We start from the raw sequence: 21,749 nt of genomic DNA on the forward strand, positions 1-21,749 counted from the left end.
GGAACCCGCCCGCGCACAAGGAGCGGCCGCCAGCCCCATGGGGCCGGCGGCCGCTCCTTTGCCTCTTCCCGCTTCGCGGGATGCCTCCCGGGCGGCTACTTTTCGGAGGGCGAATCCGGGGAATCGGCCGCCGGAGGGTTCTTGAACTTGTCCTCGAGGTCGCGCAGCTCCGCCTCCCGGCGTCGCTGCTCCTCGGCGCGGGCCTCCTCCCGGGCCTTCTGCCGGCGGCGGGCTTCCAGGGTGCGCAGGAACTGCTCGTCGTCGTCCGGCGCGCCAGTGGGGCGCGGACGCGGGGCGGGGCGACCCTTACCTCCGGTGCCCTTGCGGGGACGGCCAAGCCAGAACCAGAGCACGGCTCCGACCAGCGGAAGCAACAGGATCGCCAGGACCCACGCGGGCTTCGAGAGGCTGCGCACCTCTCCCGGGCGCGTGCGGACGCATTCGATCAGCGCGTACAGGGTGACAGCCAGCGCTACAAGCGCCACCAAAATGAGGTTCCGGACCATTCCTCAATAGTAGTCAACCATCCCGCCCTTACGGATGGTGCTTCCGTACGCCCATCGGCGAATCGCGGGAAACGGGCGGTCCGCCTAGAATTGGACGGTGCGGATCCTGACATACACCATCCTTCGGCTCGTCCTCTTCTTTGGCGCCTTCGCCGCGCTGTACTACGGCCTGGGCTGGAACGTGTGGCTTTGCGCCGCCATCGCGCTGGTCCTGGCCTTCGCCTTGACCTACCTGTTCTTCAACAGGCTGCGCGTCACGGCAACCCGGGACCTTGCCGGGAAGCTCTCCGGTGGAGCGGCAAAGAAGCAGCGGACCACCCTCGCGGACCGGGACGCCGCCGCGGAGGACCGGGACTAGCGGAATGCCGAGTCGCCCGGGACCCCACCCTAGGGGCGCAGCAGCACGGTGATCACCATGCCGGCGGCAAACAGCACGCTGTAGGCGATGCCCACCACGCCGGTCTGTTTCAGCACCGGGATCAGCGCCTTCGACTCCCTGCTCTTGAGCATCGTCCACGACGGGACCAGGCACAGCGGGGCGGCCAGCAGCACCAGCATCAGCCACGGATGCCTGCCCACCAGCGCCAGCGGCAGCAGCAGCGCCAGCGCCAGCATCAGCACGTAGCTGATCCGTGCTCCCTCATCTCCCAGGCGCACCGCCAGGGTCAGTTTCCCCACTTCCCGGTCGGTGGGGATGTCGCGCACGTTGTTGGCCATCAGCAGCGCCGTGGCGATCAGCCCGGTGCCGCAGGCGCCCACGAAGGCCGGCCAGGTCAGCTGCAGCACCTGGGTGAAGGTGGTGCCCAGGGTGGCGACGAGGCCGAAGAAGAGGAACACGAACACCTCGCCCAGGCCCATGTAGCCGTAGGGCTTCCGGCCTCCGGTGTAGCCCCAGGCGGCGGCCACCGCGGCGATGCCCACCAGGATCAGGGGCCAGGCCTGCGAAACCAGCACCAGGATGCCGCCGAAGAAGACGGCCGCGCCGAAGCAGAGGAACGCGGCGTTCCTGACCTGTGCCGGCTGGGCAGCACCCGACCCGGTGAGCCGCAGCGGACCCACCCGGACGTCGTCCGTGCCGCGGATGCCGTCGGAGTAGTCGTTGGAGTAGTTGACGCCGACCTGCAGCAGCAGCGCTACCAGGGCCGCGAGCAGTGCGCGCACCCAGTGGAAGATGCCGTCCACCTCGAACGCGGCCGCGGTGCCGATCACCACGGGGGCAACGGCCATGGGCAGCGTGCGCAGGCGGGCGCCTTCGATCCATTGGGCGACGGTGGCCACGGGTTTCCTCTCGGTCGGGGCTTTGGGTCCAGCGTCCCATTCTCTCTCCGTCCCGCCCCGCCGCGGAAATCCGCTCCTGCCGCCGGAACCGGCTCAGAGCGCGGCGAGCAGGCCCAGGACGCCCTGGCGGTCCGGCTTGCCGTTGGGCAGCAGGGGCAGTGCGTCCAGGCGCAGGATCCGGCGCGGGACCGCCGCGGCACCCAGCCCGGCGCGGACCGCGGCGGCGATGGCGTCGCCGCAGGCGTCCCCCACGTAGGCGAGCCCGACGGCGGTGCCCCATTCGGGGTCGGGGACGCCCACCACCAGCGCGGCCTCCACGCCGGGCAGCGCCTCGACGCACCGCAGGACAACGCCCGCGGAGACTTTCACGCCCCCGGTGTTGATGACGTCGTCGGCCCTGCCGTGCACCTCCACCCGTCCGCCGGAAACAGTGCCCAGGTCCTCGGTGCGGTACCAGCGGACCCCGTCGGGATCGGTGCTGAAATGGGCTGCCGTCAGCTCCGGGTCATCGAGGTAGCCGGTTGCGACCACCGCGCCGCCCAGCAGCAGGCGCCCGTCCTCCGCCCGGGCCCGCACTCCGGGCAGCGGCACGCCGTCGTACACGCATCCGCCGCAGGTTTCGCTCATCCCGTACGTCAGGCGCACGGCCAGGCCGTGCCTGGCGGCCTCCCCGCGCAGGGCATCGGAGGCACGGCCTCCGCCGATCAGGAGCGCGTCGAACCGGCGCAGGGCCGCCAGCGTGCGCCCGGACGGCTCGGTGAGCAGCCGCTGCAGCTGGGTGGGCACCAGCGAGGCCAGCCGAAAGGGGTGCGTCAGGGATTCGGCGGCCGCCGTGAACGCCTCGGCGGTGAAGGAGGCGGCCGGATCCAACGCCACGGGCCGGGTCCCGGCATGGATACTGCGCGTGAGCACGGCCAGCCCGGCCACATAGGTGACCGGCAGCGCCAGCAGCCACTGGCCCTCCCCGCCCAGCTCCGCGGCCGTGGCCGCGGAGCTGGCCGCCAGCGCGGAAGCCGGCAGCAGCGTCCGCTTAGGCGTCCCGGTGGATCCCGAGGTGCGCACGACGGCAGCCGTCCCCGCCGGAGCCTGCGGCACCCGGCTGGCGGTGAAGGTTCCGGGGGCACCCCCGGGCAGGATTTCCACCGCCGGTCCGGTGCCCTCGAGGGCAGCGGTGAGTGCGGCCAGGACGGGGGCGAGGTTCACGGGCGGGCTCAGAAGTAGTACGGGTGGGCGGACCAGTCGGGATCGCGTTTCTGCAGGAACGCGTCGCGGCCCTCCACCGCCTCGTCGGTCATGTAGGCCATGCGGGTGGCCTCTCCGGCGAACACCTGTTGGCCGGCCAAGCCGTCGTCGGCCAGGTTGAAGGCGAACTTGAGCATGCGGATGGCCTGCGGGGACTGCCGGGCGATGTCCGCGGCGTACTCCAGTGCCACCTCTTCGAGGCGGGCATGGTCCACGGCTTCGTTGACCGCCCCCATGCGGACCATGTCCTCGGCCGAGTACTCGCGGGCCAGGAAGAAGATCGCGCGGGCCGTCTTCTGGCCCACCTGGCGGGCCAGCAGCGCCGAGCCGTAGCCGGCGTCGAAGGATCCCACCGTGGCGTCCGTCTGCTTGAACCGGCCGTATTCGCGGGAGGCGATGGTCAGGTCGGAGACCACGTGCAGGGAGTGCCCGCCGCCGGCGGCCCAGCCGTTGACCACGGCGATGACCACCTTGGGCATGGTGCGCATCAGGCGCTGCACCTCGAGGATGTGCAGGCGTCCGGCGCGGGCCGGATCGATGGTCTCGGCGGTCTCGCCCCCGGCGTAGCGGTAGCCGTCGCGGCCGCGCACGCGCTGGTCGCCCCCGGAGCAGAAGCTGTGCCCGCCGTCCTTGGGGGAGGGGCCGTTGCCGGTGAGCAGCACCGTGGCCACGTCGGGAGACATGCGGGCGTGGTCCATGGCCCGGTAGAGCTCGTCGACCGTTCCGGGACGGAACGCGTTGCGCACCTCGGGGCGGTTGAAGGCGATGCGCACGCACGGCAGGTCGCGCACGACGGCGCCGGAGGCGTCGCGCTCCACCTGCCGGTGGTACGTCATGTCCTGGAAGTCGAATCCCTCCACCACGCGCCAGCGGGTGGGGTCGAAGATGTCGGAAACCTGGGGGGGAAGTTCGGTGCTGGTCACCTTCCCGATCATAGTGCGGGCCCCGCGCCGGCCCGGCCGGAACAGGACGCACGGGGCCTCGCGGTGTCCGCCACCGCCCCCGACAGGGTGCCGACGCCCTAGTCTGGCTCCATGGAGAAGGTGCACTGGGAAGGCGCGGTGAATGCGCGCCGCGTGCTCGGCGACGTGTACCGGATGGGCCGCAGCGAATGGCTCACCGCGCGCGGTTGGCGCCAGGCGTACGACGACGGCGTGCGCACCGTGATCGACCTGCGGAACCTGGACGAACGGGTGCGCCGTGCAACGGATCCGGAGGCGACGGACGTGGCGAACGTGGGGATCGCCGTCGTGCATTGCCCGACGGAGGACACCGAACACGAGGCCTACCCGCTGGCCCTGCCCTACCTGAACCACCCCCGCTACTACCTCGAGAACGTGCGGATCTTCCCCGACCTGATCGCCAACGTGTTCCGGGCGCTGGCCGCCGCCGAGGGGAAGGTGGTGTTGAACTGCTCGGCCGGGCGGGACCGCACGGGGCTGGTGGTGACGCTGCTGCTGTTGCTGGCCGGCCGGCCGGAGCTGGTGGGCCCGCAGTACGACGCCGGGGTGCGCGGGATCAACGAATGGCGGCGCACCAGCCCGGTCAGGCACCCCCACGAGCGGTACCTGACCGAGTCCGAGATGGCCCGGGCCCTGGCCGAGCGGCAACAGGCGCTGGCGGAGTTCGCCGGGGCCGTGTCCGTGCGGGAACTGCTGGTGGAACAGGGGGTGACCGCTGCCGAGATTGCGGCGGTGAGGCGAAAACTTCTTGGTCCGTCCGGCTGAATCAGGGTGTGGACAACCCTCATGGGGGGTGGTTTTGCTGGCTATGCTGTGCTGACTCGTGATGTCCGTGAACTGCCGTGGGGGTCCCATGAAGTCGCACGCAGCTCCACCTGTGTCCGGGCAACGCCCGGACCGCCGGTTCCCGTACCGATGGTTACCGAAGCAATGCCTGCCGAAGCAGTGCTTACCAAAGCTGTGGCTCCCGCAGCTGTGGCTCCCGCACCGCCGGGCCGCGCTCCGCTGGCCGGCGGCCGCTTGGGCGCTCGCCGGGTCGCTGGTGCTGGCCGGCTGCGCGGCCGGCGCGCAGCCGGGGGAATCGTCCCCGGTGGCCCCCCAGGTGACCCCGAGTGCCGGTGCGCTTTCTCCGGCGGCGTCCGCGGTGCCCCCCATGGTCCCCGCGACCCCGACCAGCCCCGCCCAAAACGTTCCGGTCCCCGAACTTCCGGAGGCGGCGAAGGAGAAAACCCCGGAAGGCGCGGTGGCGTTTACGGAGTTCTACGTGGAGTTGATGAATTACACGTGGGCGACGAACGACGTCGAGCCGATCCTGAAGTTTACAGATCCTGGCTGTAAAGCCTGTTTCTCGGGGACGATCAGTTTGGCTGAATTCCGGAACCGCGAAAAGCTCCACGTTGTGGGAGGAACGGTGTCTCTTGGTGACCTTTGGGGGACAGTTGATGGCGATGATGGAACCGTTGTGGGACCCGGAGAAATTGATGCCTATCGGTCATACGAGCCCCTAGGAAAAATAGCGGAGGACGCTCCTGCCGTACTTGATCAGCTGGTGACATTTACGTTGGTCTCCGATTCTGAGTCTTGGAAAGCTCTGTCCATTGAATCGGCCGACCTTTAAACGCATAGGCCATGTAGCAGCATTTACTTGGATTATCCTCGGGGAGTTACTGCTTAATACCCTTCATATAAATGCTGCTGCGCTCCCCGCCTCATCGGGTTCTTGTTATACCTCGGTCTCGAATCAATTCGGCGGGGTTGTGGAGTCTGAAGTGAGCTGCAGTTACTCCGCAATTGGGGGTGGCTCCGCCTACTACCGCCCGCCCGCTTCCGACGTCCGCTACCGCGTCAGCTATGGCGTCCTGTGTTCGGTCGGATCCCCGGGTCTCCACTGTGCGGCAGCGATGGTCGGCTGCCCGGACGGGGTGGACCTGGTGCTGCGGACGGTGTTCGCGGTCCTTCCGGATGGAACCGAGCAAACCGTCAGCAGGGTGAGCTTCTGCAACTTGGGCGCTGCCGGCGAACCGGAACTGACGGTGGACGCGGAGCCGCCCTTCCAGCTGACGGTGGAGCAGGTGGACCGCCTCGGCATCGCGCCGGCAACCATCGGCACCGAGTTCAACGGCTTTACGCTGCGCAACGCCCATACCAATATCTGGGCCGAGGCTGACCCGCAGGAATTCCGCGAGACCATCCTGGGCGTGGACGTCCAGGTGCGGGTCCGCCCGGTCAACTACCGCTGGTCCTACGGAGACGGCCACAGTTGGACCACCGTCATTCCCGGAGGGCCGCTCGGCTCCGGCCAGTTTGATGTCCGGACCGAAACCAGCCACCAGTACGCCGAAACCGGCGCACACCGGCTGGCCCTGACCACCACCTTCCAGGCCGAATACAGGGCCGGGGGAGGCCCGTGGCAGCCGGTGATAGGCACCAATTCGGTGGCCAGCGTCCCCGCCACCGTAGATGTCTGGCGCACAAAGAAGCTTCTGGTGGACGCCACCTGTGCGGAGGAGCCTGACGGCCCGTACTGCGAAGGCCCCTTCCAGGAGTAAACGGCACTCTTCCCGGGCCGCAGGAGGACCCGCCCGGAAGGGCCCTCGCTATGCTGTCCCGTAACGCATCCCAAGGCGCCCCGACTCGTTGGAGACCCCGTGGCCGAAGCAGTGAACCGAACCGAGATCGATGGTGTCCCCGTGTTCTGGGTCCAGGCCCCCGGACCCCTCACCGGCTTCCTGACCTTCCGCGCAGGGGTCTGCGACGAATCCTTCGAAACCCTCGGGCTGACCCACCTCCTGGAGCACCTTGCGTTCTCCCGGCTGCCGCCGGTCAGGCATGAGCACAACGGCCGGGTGGGGGTGGGCATCACGAACTTTTCCGCCACGGGCCGGCCAGAATCCGTCGCCGCAACCCTGACGGACATCTGCGCATCGCTGGCCGCCGTGGCCGCAGGAGACCTGGACCCGGGGCTGGTGGAAACCGAGAAGGACGTTATCGGGGCCGAGGGGGGCCTGCCCCTGCCGCCCGCCCACGGGGAGGCCCTGGTGCACCGCTTCGGCCTCCGCGGCCCCGGCCTGGCCGGCGCGTCCCCCCATTTTCTGGACCGCCTTGGCCCGCAGGACCTGGCAGCCCACGCCGCGGACTACTTCACGCGCGCCAACGCCGTCCTGGCGCTTACCGGACCGCCTCCGCCGGACCTGCGGCTCCCGCTGCCCGACGGCGGTCGGCGCCCCGTTCCGGATGACGCAGAACCTTTGGGAATCCGTCCCGGGGAGTATGTCTCCGGAACCGATCAGCTGGTCCTGTCCTTCGAGTCTCCGGGCGCGGACAGCCGGCTCAGCTACGTCCAGGGCCTTCTCGCCCACGCGCTCCGGCGCCGCGCCCATGCGGCCCTGCGCCGGAACGCGGGGCTCCTCTACGACCTGGACGTGGCCGGCGCCGCCACCGCTCCCGGCCGCGGCGTCACAATCATCACGGTGGAACTCAAGCCCGCCAACGCCATCAGGGTCGCCCGGGAGATCCTGTCCATCCTGAGGGGCCTGCGGGACCATGGAGTGGCGGCGGAGGAGCTCGACGACGCGATCGTTGCCGCCCGCGAATCCGGCCAGGGTCCCGGCGCCGCCGTCGAAGATGCCCAGGACGCGGCAATTTCCCACCTGGTCCAGCTGCCGGCGTGGCCCCATGCCGCCTGCGTGGCGGCCCTGGAAGGCCACACGCCGGCCGACATGGGGGCGTTCCTGTCCCGCCTCGAGGAAACGCTGCTGGTGGGCCTGCCGGAGGAGGCCGTTCCTGCCGAGGCCGGCGAGGCCAGCGCCCTTATGTTCCCGCCGCTGCGGCACGTGCCGGCGGACCTGCCCCCGGGCACCGGCCACAAGCGCAGCCTCATCGGGGCGTTTGCCGGGGTGCCGCGGGACGCCCGGCTGGAGATCGGGGACGCCGGCGTCGCATTCTGCGCGGAGGGGGAGCGGGAAGCCTATCGCTGGGAGGACATCGCCGCCATCGAATGGGGCGATGCCGAGGAAGCCGGCGAGTCCGCCACGATCATTGGCCGGGACGGATTTCAGATCCACATTCTTGCGGTCTGGTTCCGGCGGGGCCGGGAGGCCTTCGCCGACCTGCGCCGGCGCGTTCCGGAGCGCCTCCAGTACCGCGAAGCTGCGCAGGGGGCCGGGAACGTGCCCGCATAAGGGAAACGTGCCCCCGGCGCAGCGCCGGGGGCACGTTTCCGCTGCGGTCCCTGCGGGGACCTGTCCGCTTAGTAGGCCTTGACGCGCTGTTCGACGATGAGGTGGATCAGGGCGAAGGTCTTGTCCTCGTCGATCGCCTTCAGGGCGGCCTCAAGCGCGGCGGGGATGTCGGCGTCGGCCTCCACGCGCACGCCGAAGCCGCCAAAGGCCCGGGCCATGAGCGCGAAGTCCGGGTTCTTCAGCTGGGTGCCGGAGATGCGCTCGGGGTAGTGGCGTTCCTGGTGGGTGCGGATGGTGCCGTATTCCTGGTTGTCCATGACGATCACCAGCGGGGTGGCGCCGTACTGGGCGGCGGTCGCCAGTTCCTGGCCGTTCATCAGGAACTCGCCGTCCCCGGCGATGGTGACCACGCGGCGTCCCGGGTAGGCCAGGGACGCGGCGATCGCGGACGGGACCGAGTAGCCCATGGAGCCGTTGCGGGCCGAGATCATCGACGCGTAGCGCTCGGTGGGGAAGTAGCGGTGGGCCCAGTTGGTGTGCTCGCCCGCTCCCAGGGTGACCATCGCGTCCTGCGGCAGGGAGGAGCACAGGTTGGCCATGAGGGTGTCCATGCGCGCCGGGCCGTCGGTCGGGGTGGCCGGGGGCAGGGCGGCGAACTTCTCCTGCTCGGTGCGCATGCGCGCGGTCCAGGCGGACCACTCGGGGCGGCAGGGCAGGTCCATCATCACCAGGTCCCGGACGAATACATCCGGCTTGGCCACGATCTGGTAGGAGACGGCGCCGGAGCGCCCGCGCAGCGACGGGTCGATCGTGACCAGGAAGTTCTTCTTGCTCCAGTCCTGGCGGACCACGAAGCCGTCGGTGATCACGTCGCCGGGCACGGTGCCCACGAACACCAGCAGGTCGGTTTCCTCGAGCAGGTCGTAGGTCGGCTTGGGGCGGCCGTAGCCGATCGGGCCCACGTAGGAGGGGGAGGAGAAGGGGATGGTGCCCTCGCAGCGCCATTCGACCGCGGCCGGGATCCTGTGCTCTTCCAGCCAAGCGGTGAGGGAATCCGCGCCTTCCTGGGTCCAGTCGTTCCCGCCCAGGACGAACAGCGGCTTCTCCGCCTCCTCCAGGGCCGCCTTCAGCGCCTTCCAGTCGGTCACGGTCATGCCGCCGGTGGCCACCGGGATCACCGGGTGCGGGGCCGGGTCGACCTGCTCGCGGATGATGTCTTCGGGCAGGCCCACGACGACGGGCCCGGGGCGGCCGCTCATGGCGGCGAACATCGCCTCGGCGACGATCTCGGAGGCGCGCTCGGCGTGGTCCAGCACCATGACGCGCTTGGCGCCGGTGTCGAACCAGGCCTTGATGTCGAACTCCTGGAACGCCTCGCGGTCGCGGTGCTCGAACGGGATCAGGCCCACGAACAGGACCATCGGGGTGGAGTCCTGCCACGCGGTGTGCAGGCCCACGTGGGCGTTGGCGGCGCCGGGCCCGCGGGTAACCATGGCGATGCCCGGGCGCTGGTTCATCTTGCCGTCGGCCTCGGCCATGTACGCGGCGCCCCCCTCGTGGCGGCACACGATCGTTTCGATGTCCGCGCTGTGGAGGCCATCCAGGACGTCCAGGAAGCTTTCGCCGGGGACGACGTAGGTCCGCTCGACCCCGTGCGCCGCCAAGGCGTCGACGATGACGTGGCCGGCCGACTTGGTCGCCGGGCCCACAACCTGCGCGCCCGCCGGCGCCTCTTGAATCTGCGTCACGTGGTGGCCTCTCTCGCGTTCGAACTCGCCGCTTCCGCGGCGGCGGGACGCGCTCGCGCCCCGGCTGGTTATGTGTCCGTGATTTGGCCCAAGCTACAGGATGGGAATGGTTACCCACGGGTGCAGCGCGCAATGGAGCGGTAACCGTTGTGCCATGTATCACATTTCAAATACTGAAGCAGGCCGTGCGAAATATGCACAAAGGCCGGGGCGGCAGGGGTGTCCGCCGCCCCGGCGCGCGCCGGGAGGAAGTCAGTCCCTGTAGGGGTTGGGGGGATAGGTCTCGGCCTCATCCGGCACGGTTCCGGATGGCACCGGCCGCCAGGCCCACCAGCCGTACAGGGCGGCCAGGATCTGGAAGACCAGCAGCCCCAGCGTCGCCAGGGCCGGGCTGCCGCCGAAGAGCACCGCGATGTAGGCCGCCCCGGAGGCGGCGACCGCCAGCCACGCCCACCGCACGCCGTGGGCCAGGCCCACCAGGGCCACCACTACCACCGATTCGAGCAGCAGGGACAGCCACAGGTTCGTGGTCAGGTCGGAGAAGATGAAGCCGGTGGTCAGCATCGGTCCCAGCGCCAGGGCGGTGAACGCGGCGGTCAGGGCCAGCCCCCATGCCAGGCTGCGCAGCGAAAAGCCGCGGACCTCGACCTCCCGTCCAAACTTGTCAACCAGCGGGTACTTGCTGAACCGCCACAGGCCGTAGGCGGCCGCTGCCATCTTCGGCACCGCGCTGATGAGCCCCTCGTACCCGTAGAGCAGGGCGATCGTCAGGGGGCCGGCGAACACCGCGAGGATCTGGGCCCACCAGGCCAGGTCGCTGCGGCGGGCCAGGAGCAGCAGGGCGATGCAGGTCAGCAGGGAACCGGCGGCATACAGCGCCACTTGGGTTCCGCTGTCTGTGCCGGGGGCCTGGCCGAAGAGTGAGTAAAAGAGGTCGTCCACGAAAAAGTGCCTATCGAACGGTTGACGGTGGCCGTGTAGATCCTAGCGCCCCGCCGGCTTCGCCGGACTTTCGGGCGTCCGGCGGAAGGCAGTTGACGGGACCCGCCCGGGCACATATCCTGAACGAACGGTCAGTAAATAATTCTTGTCATAGTGAGGTGAGCACATGGCTGCGCAGAACGACGCCGGCGGGCACCTGTCCGCGGTTCCGTCGCCCGAGGAGCAGGCCGGCTTGGAGCGCTTCAACGCGCTGATCGCCGAAGACTCGCGGATCGAACCGCGCGACTGGATGCCGGAGGCGTACCGCAAGACGCTGACGCGGCAGATTTCCCAGCACGCGCACTCGGAGATCATCGGCATGCAGCCGGAAGCCAACTGGATCACCCGGGCCCCGTCGCTCAAGCGCAAGGCGATCCTGATCGCCAAGGTCCAGGACGAAGCCGGCCACGGGCTGTACCTGTACTCGGCGGCGGAAACCCTGGGCACCCCGCGCGAGGTGCTTAACGAGCAGCTGCTCTCCGGCAAGGCCAAGTACTCCTCGATCTTCAACTACCCGGCCCTCTCCTGGGCGGACATGGGGGCGATCGGCTGGCTGGTCGACGGCGCCGCGATCGCCAACCAGGTCCCGCTGTGCCGGGCCTCCTACGGCCCCTACGGCCGCGCCATGGTCCGCATCTGCAAGGAGGAGTCCTTCCACCAGCGCCAGGGCTTCGAGATCCTGCTGGAACTGGCCCACGGCACCGAGGCCCAGAAGCGGATGGCGCAGGACGCCATCAACCGCTTCTATGAGCCGGCCCTGATGATGTTCGGCCCGCCGGACGGGGATTCCCCGAACTCCCAGCAGTCCATGGAGTGGAAGATCAAGCGTTTCTCCAACGACGAACTGCGCCAGCGCTTCGTCGGGATGATCGCCGAGCAGGTCAAGGTGCTGGGACTGACGCTTCCAGACCCGGAGCTGCGCTTCGACGAGGAAGCCGGCCGGTGGGTCCACAAGGACCTGGACTGGGACGAATTCAAGGCGGTCATCGCCGGTAACGGTCCCTGCAACGCCCAGCGCCTGGAGCGCCGGCGCGAGGCGCACGAGAACGGCGCGTGGGTGCGCGAGGCAGCGGCGGCTTACGCCGCCAAGAAGGCACAGAAAGCGCAGGTGGCCTAGAAATGGCAACAGGAGACCAGGCATCAATGGCACAACCGGTCGCGACGTCCCCCACGGAAGAAGGGCAGCGGCATGACGGGGCGGCCTGGCCGCTGTGGGAAGTCTTTGTCCGTTCCTCCCGCGGGCTCTCCCACGTGCATGCGGGTTCCCTGCACGCCCCCGACGCAGAGATGGCGCTGCGCAACGCGCGCGATCTGTACACCCGGCGCAACGAGGGCGTCTCCCTGTGGGTCGTTGCCAGCGAGGACATCATCGCCTCCGACCCCGACGCGAAGGGCGAGTTCTTTGAGTCCCCGCAGGGCAAGGACTACCGCCATGCGACGTACTACAAGAAGTCCGAGGGTGTGAAGCACCTGTGAGCGGAGCCGAAACTATGGACCACAGCCTTGACTCCTACGGCGATGCGACGGCCTCCGCGACCCGCGTCACGCCGGGCAACGCCCTGCGCCCCGAGGACATCGCCATCCAGCCGGAGCGTCCCAGCCAGGCGGTGGCCCGCTATGCGGTCCGCCTGGGCGACGACTCCCTGATCCTTTCCCACCGGCTCTCCGAGTGGGTTTCCCGGGCCCCGGAGCTGGAGGAGGACGTCGCGCTGGGCAACATCGCGCTGGACCTGCTCGGCCACGCCCGTTCCTTCCTGAGCTATGCCGGGCTGGCCTGGGGCAAGACGGAGGACGACCTCGCCTACTTCCGCGAGGAGGAGGAGTTCCGTTCGCTGCACCTCGTCGAGCAGCCCAACGGGCACTTCGGGGTAACGATCGCGCGCCAGCTGATGGTTTCCATCTACCAGGACCTGCTCTACGCGGGGCTGACCGGATCCACCGACAACACGCTGGCCGCCATCTCCGCCAAGGCCTCCAAGGAGGTTGCCTACCACCGCGACCACGCGGTGCAGTGGACCCTCCGGCTGGGGCTGGGCACCGAGGAATCCGCGCGCCGCATGCGCCATGCGCTGGAGATCCTCTGGCCGTACGTCAACGAGCTCTTCCTCGACGAGCCGCTGCACGACGAGCTCGGCGACGCCGGGGTCCGTCCCTCCGCCCTCAAGGCGGCCTGGGAGCGGGAGATCGCCGCGGTCCTGGAAGAAGCCGGCCTCGAGGTTCCGCAGACCAGGGCTGCCCTGTGCAAGGGCCGCCAGGGCGAGCACTCTGAGCACCTCGGCTACATCCTGGCCGAGATGCAGGTGCTGGCCCGCAAGCATCCCGGCGCCACCTGGTAGGAGCAGCACCATGTCCACCACCACAGCTGAGCTTCTGGCAATCGCCGGGCAGGTGACCGACCCCGAGATCCCCGTACTCACCATCGGGGACCTGGGGATCCTGCGCGGCGTCGAACCGGCCGGCGAGCGGGGCGTCGTCGTCACCATTACCCCGACCTACTCCGGGTGCCCGGCGATGGACGCCATCCGCCAGGACCTGGAAAAGGCCTTCGGGGCGGCCGGCTTCTCTCCCGTGGTGGTGAACCTGGTCCTCTCCCCGGCCTGGACCACCGACTGGATGAGCGAAGCGGGTAAGGCCAAGCTCGAAAAGTACGGTATCGCCCCGCCCACGGGCAAGGGCCACCGCGGCCCGGTGACCCTTGGGATGGCCGTGAAGTGCCCGCGCTGCCATTCGCTCAACACGCGGGAACTGTCCCGCTTCGGCTCCACGTCCTGCAAGGCGCTCTACGTCTGCAAGGACTGCCTGGAACCCTTCGACTACTTCAAGGTGCTCTCATGACTGAAACCACTGACATTGTGAACGGCGGCGCCGAGGCCGCCGGCCGGCGCCGCGCCGCGTTCCATCCGCTGCAGGTCGCGCAGGTCCGCCGCCTGACCGCCGACGCCATCGAAGTGACCTTCGCGGTTCCCGAGGAGCTGGCCGGGCAGTACGACTACATCCCGGGCCAGTACGTGGCGCTGCGCAAGGAGTTGCCGGACGCCGAAGGCAAGCTGCACGAGGTCCGCCGCAGCTATTCGATCTGCGCCGAACCGACCCCGGGCGAGATCCGCGTGGCCATCAAGCGCGACCTCGGCGGCCAGTTCTCCACTTGGGCCAACGAGAGCCTCAAGGCCGGAGACACCCTGGACGTGATGAGCCCCGCCGGCGCGTTCATCTCCAGGCACAAGATGACCGGGCTGAACGATCCCTCCAGCATCGACACGGACACCGATCACGTGTTCGTCGCCGTGGCCGCAGGGTCCGGCATCACCCCGGTGCTGGCCATCGCCCGCACCGTGCTGGCCGCCAGCGAGAATGCCCGCTTCGACCTGATCTACGCGAACAAAGCCGCCATGGACGTGATGTTCCTTGAGGAGCTGGCCGACCTCAAGGACCGTTATCCCGCCCGCTTCGCGCTGCACCACGTGCTCTCCCGCGAGCAGCGCATCTCTCCGCTGCTGTCCGGGCGCATCGACTCGGAGAAGCTCAACAGCCTGCTCGGCTCCGTCATCCGCGCCGACCAGGTCGACGAGTGGTTCCTCTGCGGGCCGTTCGAGCTGGTCCAACTGGTGCGCGACAACCTCGCCGCCCAGGGCGTGGAGGCGGAGAAGGTTCGCTTTGAGCTGTTCACCACCGGCCAGCCGAACCGTCCCGAGGGCAATATCGGGCGCCCGGTCGAGTTCGACGAATCCGGGGAGAACTTCGAGATCGAATTCCGCCTCGACGGCCTCCAGGGGCAGGTCAAGAGCCCGGCGAAGGCCCGGGAAACGATCCTGAACGCGGCCCTGAGGGTGCGTCCGGACGTTCCCTTCGCCTGCGCCGGCGGGGTGTGCGGCACCTGCCGCGCGAAGGTCGTTGCCGGCACCGTCGAGATGGACGAGAACTATGCGCTGGAGCCGGACGAGGTGGCCCAGGGATACGTCCTCACCTGCCAGTCGCGTCCGACCAGCGAGACCGTCTCCGTCGACTTCGACGCCTGAGCCTCCGCTCGGGCCTCCGCGTCCGGCCCTCTGTGCCCGGGCCTTCGCGCCCGCCGAAAGGATTTCCCGATGATTGAACTCTCCATTGCCGAAGGCGTGGCCGAGGTGGTCCTTAACGCCCCGGAGAAGATGAACGCCCTGGACGAGGCCGCGCTGGCCGAGCTGTCGGAGGCCTACGCACAGGCGGCCGGGGCCGCCGCTGACGGCCGGGTCCGGGCCCTGCTGCTGCGCGGCGAGGGCCGCGGATTCTGCGCCGGACGCGACATCTCCGGCGTCGTTCCGGCCAACGACGACGTGCTCGGCTACCTGGGCGGAAAGGTGCAGCCCCTGCTGCGCCAGATGTCCGCTTTCCCGGCGCCGACCTTCGCTGCGGTCCAGGGCGCGTGCCTGGGCGTTGGCCTGGGGCTGGCCATCGCCACCGACGTGGTGTACGTGGCGGAGAACGCGAAGATCGGCTCCCCGTTCGCCAACCTGGGCGCCACCCTGGATTCGGGCGGGCACTGGCTCTTCACCGAGCGCCTCGGCGCGCACCGGACCCTGGACCTGATCTACACCGGGGAACTGATCAGCGGCGCCGAGGCGGTGCGCTCGGGCCTGTTCAGCCGTGCCCTGCCCGCTGACGGGCTCTTGGGGTCCACCCGCGGCACCGTGGCAAGGGTCGCCACCGGGGCCACCGGCGCCTTCCGGGCCTCCAAGGAACTGGTGGCCTCCATCCGCGACCGGCGGATCGGTTTGTGGGAATCCATGGCCCAGGAGAACCAGGCCCAGGCGGACCTGTGCGCGAGCGCGGACTACGCCGAAGGCTTCAAGGCCTTCCAGGAGAAGCGACAGCCCGTCTTTAAGGGCTAGCGCCGCCGTCCGCGGCGCGCCCGCCCGGCAACGGTCGGGAGCCCGGGTTGACCGCCCACCCGCGCGGTGGGAACCTTTTATTGAACGATTGGTCGGTAATTTGCGCCGGGCCGTGCCTGCACCGGGTGTGCGGTACCGGCCGCGGCGGCAAGGACCGGATACGCAAAGGAGTTTTCATGGCCGAGGCATTCCTCGTGGGCGGCGCCCGCACCCCGGTAGGCCGCTACGGAGGATCACTCAGCGCCGTCCGCCCCGACGACCTGGCGGCGCTGACGGTGAAGGAGGCGGTGGAGCGTGCCGGCCTCGACCCGGTGCTGGTGGATGAGGTCATCTTCGGCAACGCCAACGGCGCGGGGGAGGAGAACCGCAACGTGGCCCGCATGGCCTGGCTGCTCGCCGGCTTCCCCGACACCGTTCCCGGCATCACCGTCAACCGCCTCTGCGCCTCCGGGATGAGCGCCATCATCATGGCCTCCCACATGATCAAGGCCGGCGCGGCGGACATCGTCGTTGCCGGCGGCGTCGAGTCCATGTCCCGCGCCCCGTGGGTCATGGAAAAGCCGACGACGGCGTTCGCCAAGCCTGGCGCCAGCTACGACACCTCCATCGGCTGGCGCTTCCCGAACCCGTCCTTCGTCTCCGGCCGCCTCTCCCGGGACGGCAAGGCCACCTACTCCATGCCGGAGACCGCCGAAGAGGTCGCGCGCATGTTCAACACCTCCCGCGAGGACTGCGATGCCTTCGCGGTACGCTCCCACGAGCGCGCACTGGCCGCCATCGCGGCCGGACGCTTCAAGGAGGAGATCGTTCCGGTGACCGTCAGGGGCCGCAAGGGCGCCGAAACGGTCGTGGACACCGACGAGGGCCCGCGCGCCGGGACCACCGCCGAGGTGCTCGCCGGCCTGCGCCCGGTGGTCAATGGCGGCTCCGTGGTCACCGCCGGCAACTCCTCCACGCTGAACGACGGGGCCTCGGCAATCATCGTCGCCTCCGAGCGCGCCGTGGAAAAGTACGGGCTCGCCGCCCGGGCCCGCATCCTTGACGGGGCCTCGGCGGGGGTGGCCCAAGAGATCATGGGCATCGGCCCGGTCCCGGCAACCCGCAAGATCCTGGAGCGCCAGGGCCTGGGTATCGGGGACCTGGGCGCCGTTGAGCTGAACGAGGCGTTCGCCTCCCAGTCGCTGGCCGTCATGCGCCAGTTGGGCCTGGACCAGGAGATCGTGAACAACGACGGCGGCGCCATCGCGCTGGGCCATCCGCTGGGCTCCTCCGGTTCCCGCATTGCAATCACGCTGCTGGGGCGCATGGAGCGCGAACTCTCCGGCGGGGGACGCAAGCTTGGACTCGCGACCATGTGCGTCGGCGTCGGCCAGGGCACCGCGCTGCTGGTGGAAGGCGTCTGATGGCTGGAACGCAGGACGCAGCCGCGCGGCTGGAGGGGGAACCGCGGCTGGATGCCGCGGCATTCGCGACGCTGCTGGTGGAAGAGCGCCGGGACCGGCTGGCGGTGCGGCTGCACCGGCCCGAGGTGAAGAACGCGATCGACCAGACGATGGTGGACGAGCTGCACGCGGTATGCGCGTACCTGGAGGCCACCCCGAAGATCCTTATCCTCTCCGGCACTCCCGGAGATCCACAGTCCGGGAGGCCGGGGATTTTCGCCTCGGGGGCCGACATCGCGCAGCTGCGCGAGCGGCGCCGCGACGACGCGCTGGCCGGAATCAACTCCGGGGTGTTCGAACGGGTCGCGAAGCTGCCCATGCCGGTGATCGCAGCCCTGGACGGATACGCCTTGGGGGGAGGCGCGGAGCTGGCCTATGCGGCGGACTTCCGCCTCGGCACCCCCCAGCTGCGCATGGGCAACCCGGAGACGGGCCTGGGCATCATGGCCGCAGCCGGAGCGACCTGGCGGCTGAAGGAACTGGTGGGGGAGCCGGTGGCCAAGGAGATCCTGCTGGCCGGCAAGATCCTCACCGGTGAGGACTGCCTGTCCGTGGGGCTCATCACCGAACTCGTCGGGGGCCCGGAGCTGCTGGGAGCTGCGCACGCCCTGGCGGACCGCATCGCCGCGCAGGATCCGCTGGCCGTGCGCATCTCCAAGGCCGTCTTCCACGCCCCGCGTGAGGTCCATCCGCTGATCGACACCCTGGCCCAGGGCATGCTGTTCGAGTCCCAGGCCAAGTTTGACCGCATGCAGGCGTTCCTCGATCGCAAAAACACCGACCGGAAGAAGCCCGCAGCGACGGCCACCACGAACGGGGCTGCCGCCCCGGGAACCACCGACCCAGAGTAAAGGACGCACCATGACGGAAAACTCCCCGGCAGACACCCTTCCCGCCCGCGTGGGCGTGCTGGGCGGCGGGCGCATGGGCGCCGGCATCGCCCACGCGTTCCTGATCAACGGCTGTGACGTGGTGGTGGTCGAGCGTGACGGGGCCGCGGCCGAGGCTGCCCGCGAACGGGTAACCACCGCGGTCGGCACGTCGGTCGAGCGAGGCCTGGCCGGCAGCGCCGAGATGTACACCTCGCGCCTGGCGGTCAGCACGGACTACTCCTCCTTCGGCGACCGCGGACTCGTCGTGGAGGCGGTTCCGGAGGACTGGGACCTGAAGGTCTCCTCGCTCCAGGCCGTCGAGGCCGAGCTGGATGAGGGGGCCGTGCTGGCCTCCAACACCTCCTCGATCTCCATCTCCCGGCTTGCCGAGCACCTGGCGCGCCCGGAGGATTTCCTGGGCCTGCACTTCTTCAACCCGGTTCCGGCTTCGGCCCTGGTCGAAGTGGTTATCGGCCAGCGCACCCGGCATGACCTCGTGGAGACCGCGCGCGGCTGGGTCGCGGGCCTGGGCAGGACCGCCGTCGTCGTCAACGACGCCCCCGGCTTCGCGTCCTCGCGCCTGGGCGTGGCGATCGCGCTGGAGGCGATGCGCATGGTGGAGGAGGGCGTGGCGTCCGCCGAGGACATCGACAACGCCATGGTCCTGGGCTATAAGCACCCCACCGGTCCGCTGAAGACCACGGACATCGTGGGGCTGGACGTGCGCCTGGGCATCGCCGAGTACCTTGCCTCCACCCTCGGTCCGCGCTTCGAGCCCCCGCAGATCCTGCGGGACAAGGTGGCCCGCGGCGAACTCGGCCGCAAGAGCGGCAAGGGCTTCTACGACTGGCACTGAGCCGGCCCGGAACGCCCCATATGCCGGTGCCCCGTCCCGCAGCTTCCGCGGGACGGGGCACCGGCGCGCACGCAGCCGCGTGCACGCCCCGGCGGGCCCGGCGCTTGCCGACAGGGCTACTTCTTGTCGATGATCATGTTCGTGATCCGCAGGGTGCAGAGCCGCTCGCCGGCCTCATTCTCCAGCACCACCTGGTGGGAGGTGATGCGCCGTCCCAGGCTGATGGGGGTGGCGGTGATGGTCACCAGGCCCTCGCGCGCCGACTTGTGGTGCGTCGCGGACACGTCCACTCCAACGGCGACCTTGCCCATCGTGGACGCGTGCTTCACCGCGGCCCACGAGCCCACGGCCTCACCCACGGCCAGGGAGGCGCCCCCGTGCAGCAGGCCGAACGACTGCCGGTTACCCTCCACGGGCAGGGTGGCCACCACCTTGTCGATGGACTCTTCGATGATCCTGACGCCCATCTTCCTGTCCAGTTCGCCGAGCGTGATGGACCAGACTGCCGAATCCGCCATGGGGTTCCTCCGAAATTTCGCGTGTGCTGCACCGCGCCATACTGTACTGTGGGAAATAATACTGACCGATCGTTCAGGAAGGAAATGCCGAGGATGACTACGCAAACGGCAACCCTGGTTCCCAGCTACGTCCAGGGAGCCTGGTGGACCCCGGAATCCAGCGAGGGCGCCACCCCGGTGCGCGACGCCAACACGGGCGAACTGCTGGCCCACGTGAGCACGGCGGGGCTGGACCTGGCCGGCGTCGTCGACTACGGGCGCACCGTCGGCCAGGCCGGCCTCGGCCGGCTGACCCTGCACCAGCGCGCGCTCAAGCTCCGCGACCTGGCGCAGTACCTGAACGCGCACCGCGAGGAACTCTACGAGCTGTCCTACAAGACCGGCGCCACCAGGATCGACTCGATGATCGACGTCGACGGCGGCATCGGCGTACTCTTCACCTTCTCCTCCAAGGGCCGGCGCGAACTGCCGAACTCGGATGTCATCGTCGACGGAGCGGCCGAGCCGCTGTCCAAGGACGGCTCCTTCATCGGCGAGCACATCTACACCCGCATCCCGGGCGTGGCCGCACAGATCAATGCCTTCAACTTCCCCGTCTGGGGGATGCTGGAGAAGTTCGCCCCCGCCTTCGTCGCCGGCGTGCCCACCATTGTCAAGCCGGCGACCCCCACGGGCTTCCTCACCGAGGCCGTGGTCCGCCTGATCGTGGACTCCGGGCTCCTGCCGGAGGGCTCGCTGCAGCTGATCTCGGGTTCCGCCCGCAACCTGCTGGACGTGATGGACTACCGCGACCTGCTCTCCTTCACCGGTTCGGCCTCCACGGCCAACCGGCTCAAGACGCACCCCAACGTCATTGAGGGCGGGGTGCGCCTTACCGTTGAAACCGATTCGCTCAACGCCGCAATCCTCGGCCCCGACGCGGTCCCGGGCACCCCCGAGTTCGAGGCCTTCGTCAAGGCCGTCGTCACCGAGATGACGGTCAAGGCCGGCCAGAAGTGCACCGCGATCCGCCGCACGATCGTGCCCCAGGAGCTGGTGGACGACGTCGTCGCCGCCATCGGCGAACGGATCACCCAGCGCGTCGTGGTCGGGGACCCCCGCGCCGAAGGCGTCACCATGGGCGCCCTGGCGTCCCTGGAGCAGCTGCGCGACGTGCGCGGCGCCGTCGACGCAATGCTGGCGGCCGGCGGCGAACTGGCCTACGGCACCCTCGACGCCCCGCAGGTGCGCACCGCCCACGGCCAACAGGCCGTTGTCCCCGACGGCGCCTTCATGACCCCGGTGGTGCTCACCTGGTCCGACGTGGAGGCCGAGGCCGTGCACAGCCGCGAGGCCTTCGGGCCGGTCACCTCCGTGCTCGGCTACACGGACCTGTCCGAGGCGATCCGGCTGGCCGCCAAGGGCGCCGGTTCGCTGGTGGCCACGGTCTGCACCAACGACGGCGACACCGCCCGCGCCCTGACCGTGGGGATCGCCGGCCACCACGGACGCGTGCACGTGCTCAACCGCGAAACGGCCCGCACCTCCACGGGACACGGCTCCCCGGTTCCCCACCTGGTCCACGGCGGCCCGGGCCGCGCCGGCGGCGGCGAAGAGCTGGGCGGCATCCGCGCCGTCAAGCACCACATGCAGCGCACCGCCGTGCAGGGCTCCCCGAACCTCCTCACCGCGATCACCGGCGTGTGGCACACCGGCGCGGCGCGCAACACCGCCGGCGCCCCCGAGTTCGGAGGGCAGCCGGGCGTGGTCCACCCGTTCCGCAAGTCGCTGGCCGAACTGAGGATCGGGGACGCCTTCGCCTCGCCGCTGCGCCGGGTCACCCGGGAGGACATCGAGGACTTCGCCGCCAAGACCGGCGACACCTTCTACGCCCACACGGATGCGGCCGCCGCCGAGGCCAACCCGTTCTTCCCGGGCGTCGTGGCCCACGGCTACCTGCTGGTCTCCTGGGCCGCCGGACTGTTCGTGGAGCCGGCACCGGGACCGGTGCTGGCCAACTACGGCCTGGAGAACCTGCGCTTCATCACCCCGGTCCCGGCCGGGGATTCGATCCGCATCACGCTCACCGCCAAGAAGATCACCCCCCGCGTGACCGACGTCTACGGCGAGGTCTGCTGGGATGCGGTCATCCAGAACCAGGACGGCGACATCGTGGCAACCTACGACGTGCTGACCCTGGTCGAGAAGGAAAACACCACCTACGCGAACTGGCCGGCCGGGGCCTAGCGCTCCCTGCACGGACTGTTTCCTGCACGGCCCGCTCCCGGGCGCCGGCGCCCGCGCGCCCGGGAGCAGGCC

The 21,749-nt window shown here is 69.6% G+C and carries 22 protein-coding genes; 15 read left to right on the plus strand and 7 right to left on the minus strand.

All coding sequences use genetic code 11. The features are described 5' to 3' along the window. Positions 1-95: 95 nt before the first annotated feature. Positions 96-506: a PLDc N-terminal domain-containing protein gene (locus NCCP_RS04825; protein WP_149956102.1), complete on the minus strand. Its 411-nt coding sequence runs from the start codon at positions 504-506 to the stop codon at positions 96-98. A 97-nt stretch (positions 507-603) separates the two neighbouring features. On the opposite strand from NCCP_RS04825, the gene NCCP_RS04830 reads away from it, so the two are divergent. Further along, positions 604-864: a DUF4229 domain-containing protein gene (locus NCCP_RS04830; protein ID WP_149956103.1), complete on the plus strand. Its 261-nt coding sequence runs from the start codon at positions 604-606 to the stop codon at positions 862-864. Positions 865-893: 29 nt separating this feature from the next. Here NCCP_RS04830 and NCCP_RS04835 read toward each other — a convergent pair whose 3' ends face one another. The 3 genes from NCCP_RS04835 to NCCP_RS04845 form a co-directional block, all read right to left on the minus strand. Further along, the gene (locus tag NCCP_RS04835; protein ID WP_149956104.1) at positions 894-1,784 is read right to left on the minus strand and encodes a 1,4-dihydroxy-2-naphthoate polyprenyltransferase; all 891 of its coding nucleotides are present in this window, start codon (positions 1,782-1,784) and stop codon (positions 894-896) included. 93 nt (positions 1,785-1,877) lie between these two features. After that, the gene (locus NCCP_RS04840) at positions 1,878-2,987 is read right to left on the minus strand and encodes an AMP-binding protein (RefSeq protein ID WP_149956105.1); all 1,110 of its coding nucleotides are present in this window, start codon (positions 2,985-2,987) and stop codon (positions 1,878-1,880) included. 8 nt (positions 2,988-2,995) lie between these two features. Next, on the minus strand, positions 2,996-3,949 hold the full coding sequence (locus tag NCCP_RS04845; RefSeq protein ID WP_414727702.1) for a 1,4-dihydroxy-2-naphthoyl-CoA synthase: 954 nt from the start codon (positions 3,947-3,949) through the stop codon (positions 2,996-2,998). A gap of 111 nt (positions 3,950-4,060) precedes the next feature. Between NCCP_RS04845 and NCCP_RS04850 the strand changes: the two genes are divergently transcribed. The 4 genes from NCCP_RS04850 to NCCP_RS04865 all read left to right on the plus strand — a co-directional run bounded on the left by NCCP_RS04850 (position 4,061) and on the right by NCCP_RS04865 (position 8,169). Beyond that, positions 4,061-4,753 (plus strand): tyrosine-protein phosphatase, encoded by a 693-nt coding sequence (locus tag NCCP_RS04850; RefSeq protein ID WP_149956107.1) that lies wholly within the window; start codon positions 4,061-4,063, stop codon positions 4,751-4,753. A gap of 388 nt (positions 4,754-5,141) precedes the next feature. Next, positions 5,142-5,606 (plus strand): DUF6318 family protein, encoded by a 465-nt coding sequence (locus NCCP_RS04855; RefSeq protein WP_149956108.1) that lies wholly within the window; start codon positions 5,142-5,144, stop codon positions 5,604-5,606. Between the two features lie 151 nt (positions 5,607-5,757). Next, positions 5,758-6,537 carry a hypothetical protein gene (locus tag NCCP_RS04860; RefSeq protein WP_149956109.1) on the plus strand — a complete coding sequence of 260 codons (780 nt, stop codon included), beginning with the start codon at positions 5,758-5,760 and terminating at the stop codon, positions 6,535-6,537. A 99-nt stretch (positions 6,538-6,636) separates the two neighbouring features. Next, positions 6,637-8,169, plus strand: coding sequence for an insulinase family protein (locus tag NCCP_RS04865; RefSeq protein WP_149956110.1), 1,533 nt, complete (start codon positions 6,637-6,639; stop codon positions 8,167-8,169). A gap of 68 nt (positions 8,170-8,237) precedes the next feature. Here the strand turns inward: NCCP_RS04865 and NCCP_RS04870 are convergent, their stop codons facing one another. Further along, complete coding sequence (locus tag NCCP_RS04870) at positions 8,238-9,917, minus strand: thiamine pyrophosphate-dependent enzyme (protein ID WP_225873679.1); 1,680 nt, start codon at positions 9,915-9,917, stop codon at positions 8,238-8,240. Between the two features lie 252 nt (positions 9,918-10,169). After that, positions 10,170-10,859, minus strand: coding sequence for a nicotinamide mononucleotide transporter (locus NCCP_RS04875; RefSeq protein WP_149956111.1), 690 nt, complete (start codon positions 10,857-10,859; stop codon positions 10,170-10,172). 166 nt (positions 10,860-11,025) lie between these two features. Between NCCP_RS04875 and paaA the strand changes: the two genes are divergently transcribed. The 9 genes from paaA to NCCP_RS04920 all read left to right on the plus strand — a co-directional run bounded on the left by paaA (position 11,026) and on the right by NCCP_RS04920 (position 18,933). Then, positions 11,026-12,015 (plus strand): 1,2-phenylacetyl-CoA epoxidase subunit PaaA, encoded by a 990-nt coding sequence (gene paaA, locus NCCP_RS04880; protein WP_149956112.1) that lies wholly within the window; start codon positions 11,026-11,028, stop codon positions 12,013-12,015. 26 nt (positions 12,016-12,041) lie between these two features. Continuing rightward, positions 12,042-12,374: a 1,2-phenylacetyl-CoA epoxidase subunit PaaB gene (gene paaB, locus NCCP_RS04885; protein WP_149956113.1), complete on the plus strand. Its 333-nt coding sequence runs from the start codon at positions 12,042-12,044 to the stop codon at positions 12,372-12,374. Between the two features lie 14 nt (positions 12,375-12,388). Further along, the gene (gene paaC / locus NCCP_RS04890; protein ID WP_149956114.1) at positions 12,389-13,234 is read left to right on the plus strand and encodes a 1,2-phenylacetyl-CoA epoxidase subunit PaaC; all 846 of its coding nucleotides are present in this window, start codon (positions 12,389-12,391) and stop codon (positions 13,232-13,234) included. Positions 13,235-13,244: 10 nt separating this feature from the next. Beyond that, positions 13,245-13,733, plus strand: coding sequence for a 1,2-phenylacetyl-CoA epoxidase subunit PaaD (paaD, locus tag NCCP_RS04895; protein ID WP_149956115.1), 489 nt, complete (start codon positions 13,245-13,247; stop codon positions 13,731-13,733). Then, entirely contained in the window at positions 13,730-14,914 is a 1,185-nt protein-coding gene (gene paaE / locus NCCP_RS04900; protein ID WP_149956116.1) for a 1,2-phenylacetyl-CoA epoxidase subunit PaaE, read from the plus strand. The genes paaD and paaE overlap by 4 nt, the downstream gene beginning before the upstream one ends. Positions 14,915-14,983: 69 nt before the next feature. Next, positions 14,984-15,763, plus strand: a complete 780-nt coding sequence (locus tag NCCP_RS04905; RefSeq protein WP_149956117.1) for an enoyl-CoA hydratase/isomerase family protein — start codon at positions 14,984-14,986, stop codon at positions 15,761-15,763. A 176-nt stretch (positions 15,764-15,939) separates the two neighbouring features. Further along, entirely contained in the window at positions 15,940-17,166 is a 1,227-nt protein-coding gene (locus tag NCCP_RS04910; RefSeq protein WP_149956118.1) for a thiolase family protein, read from the plus strand. Next, positions 17,166-18,056, plus strand: coding sequence for an enoyl-CoA hydratase/isomerase family protein (locus NCCP_RS04915; RefSeq protein WP_149956119.1), 891 nt, complete (start codon positions 17,166-17,168; stop codon positions 18,054-18,056). Before NCCP_RS04910 ends, NCCP_RS04915 begins: the two co-directional genes overlap by 1 nt. Before the next feature lie 10 nt (positions 18,057-18,066). Continuing rightward, positions 18,067-18,933, plus strand: a complete 867-nt coding sequence (locus NCCP_RS04920; RefSeq protein WP_149956120.1) for a 3-hydroxyacyl-CoA dehydrogenase family protein — start codon at positions 18,067-18,069, stop codon at positions 18,931-18,933. A gap of 116 nt (positions 18,934-19,049) precedes the next feature. Here the strand turns inward: NCCP_RS04920 and NCCP_RS04925 are convergent, their stop codons facing one another. Further along, the gene (locus NCCP_RS04925) at positions 19,050-19,451 is read right to left on the minus strand and encodes a PaaI family thioesterase (RefSeq protein WP_149956121.1); all 402 of its coding nucleotides are present in this window, start codon (positions 19,449-19,451) and stop codon (positions 19,050-19,052) included. A gap of 93 nt (positions 19,452-19,544) precedes the next feature. Between NCCP_RS04925 and paaZ the strand changes: the two genes are divergently transcribed. Then, positions 19,545-21,677 (plus strand): phenylacetic acid degradation bifunctional protein PaaZ, encoded by a 2,133-nt coding sequence (gene paaZ, locus NCCP_RS04930; protein ID WP_149956122.1) that lies wholly within the window; start codon positions 19,545-19,547, stop codon positions 21,675-21,677. Positions 21,678-21,749 lie beyond the last annotated feature (72 nt).

Origin of the sequence: Zafaria cholistanensis (assembly GCF_008580665.1) — a bacterium.
In the GTDB taxonomy this organism is placed as follows: domain Bacteria; phylum Actinomycetota; class Actinomycetes; order Actinomycetales; family Micrococcaceae; genus Zafaria; species Zafaria cholistanensis.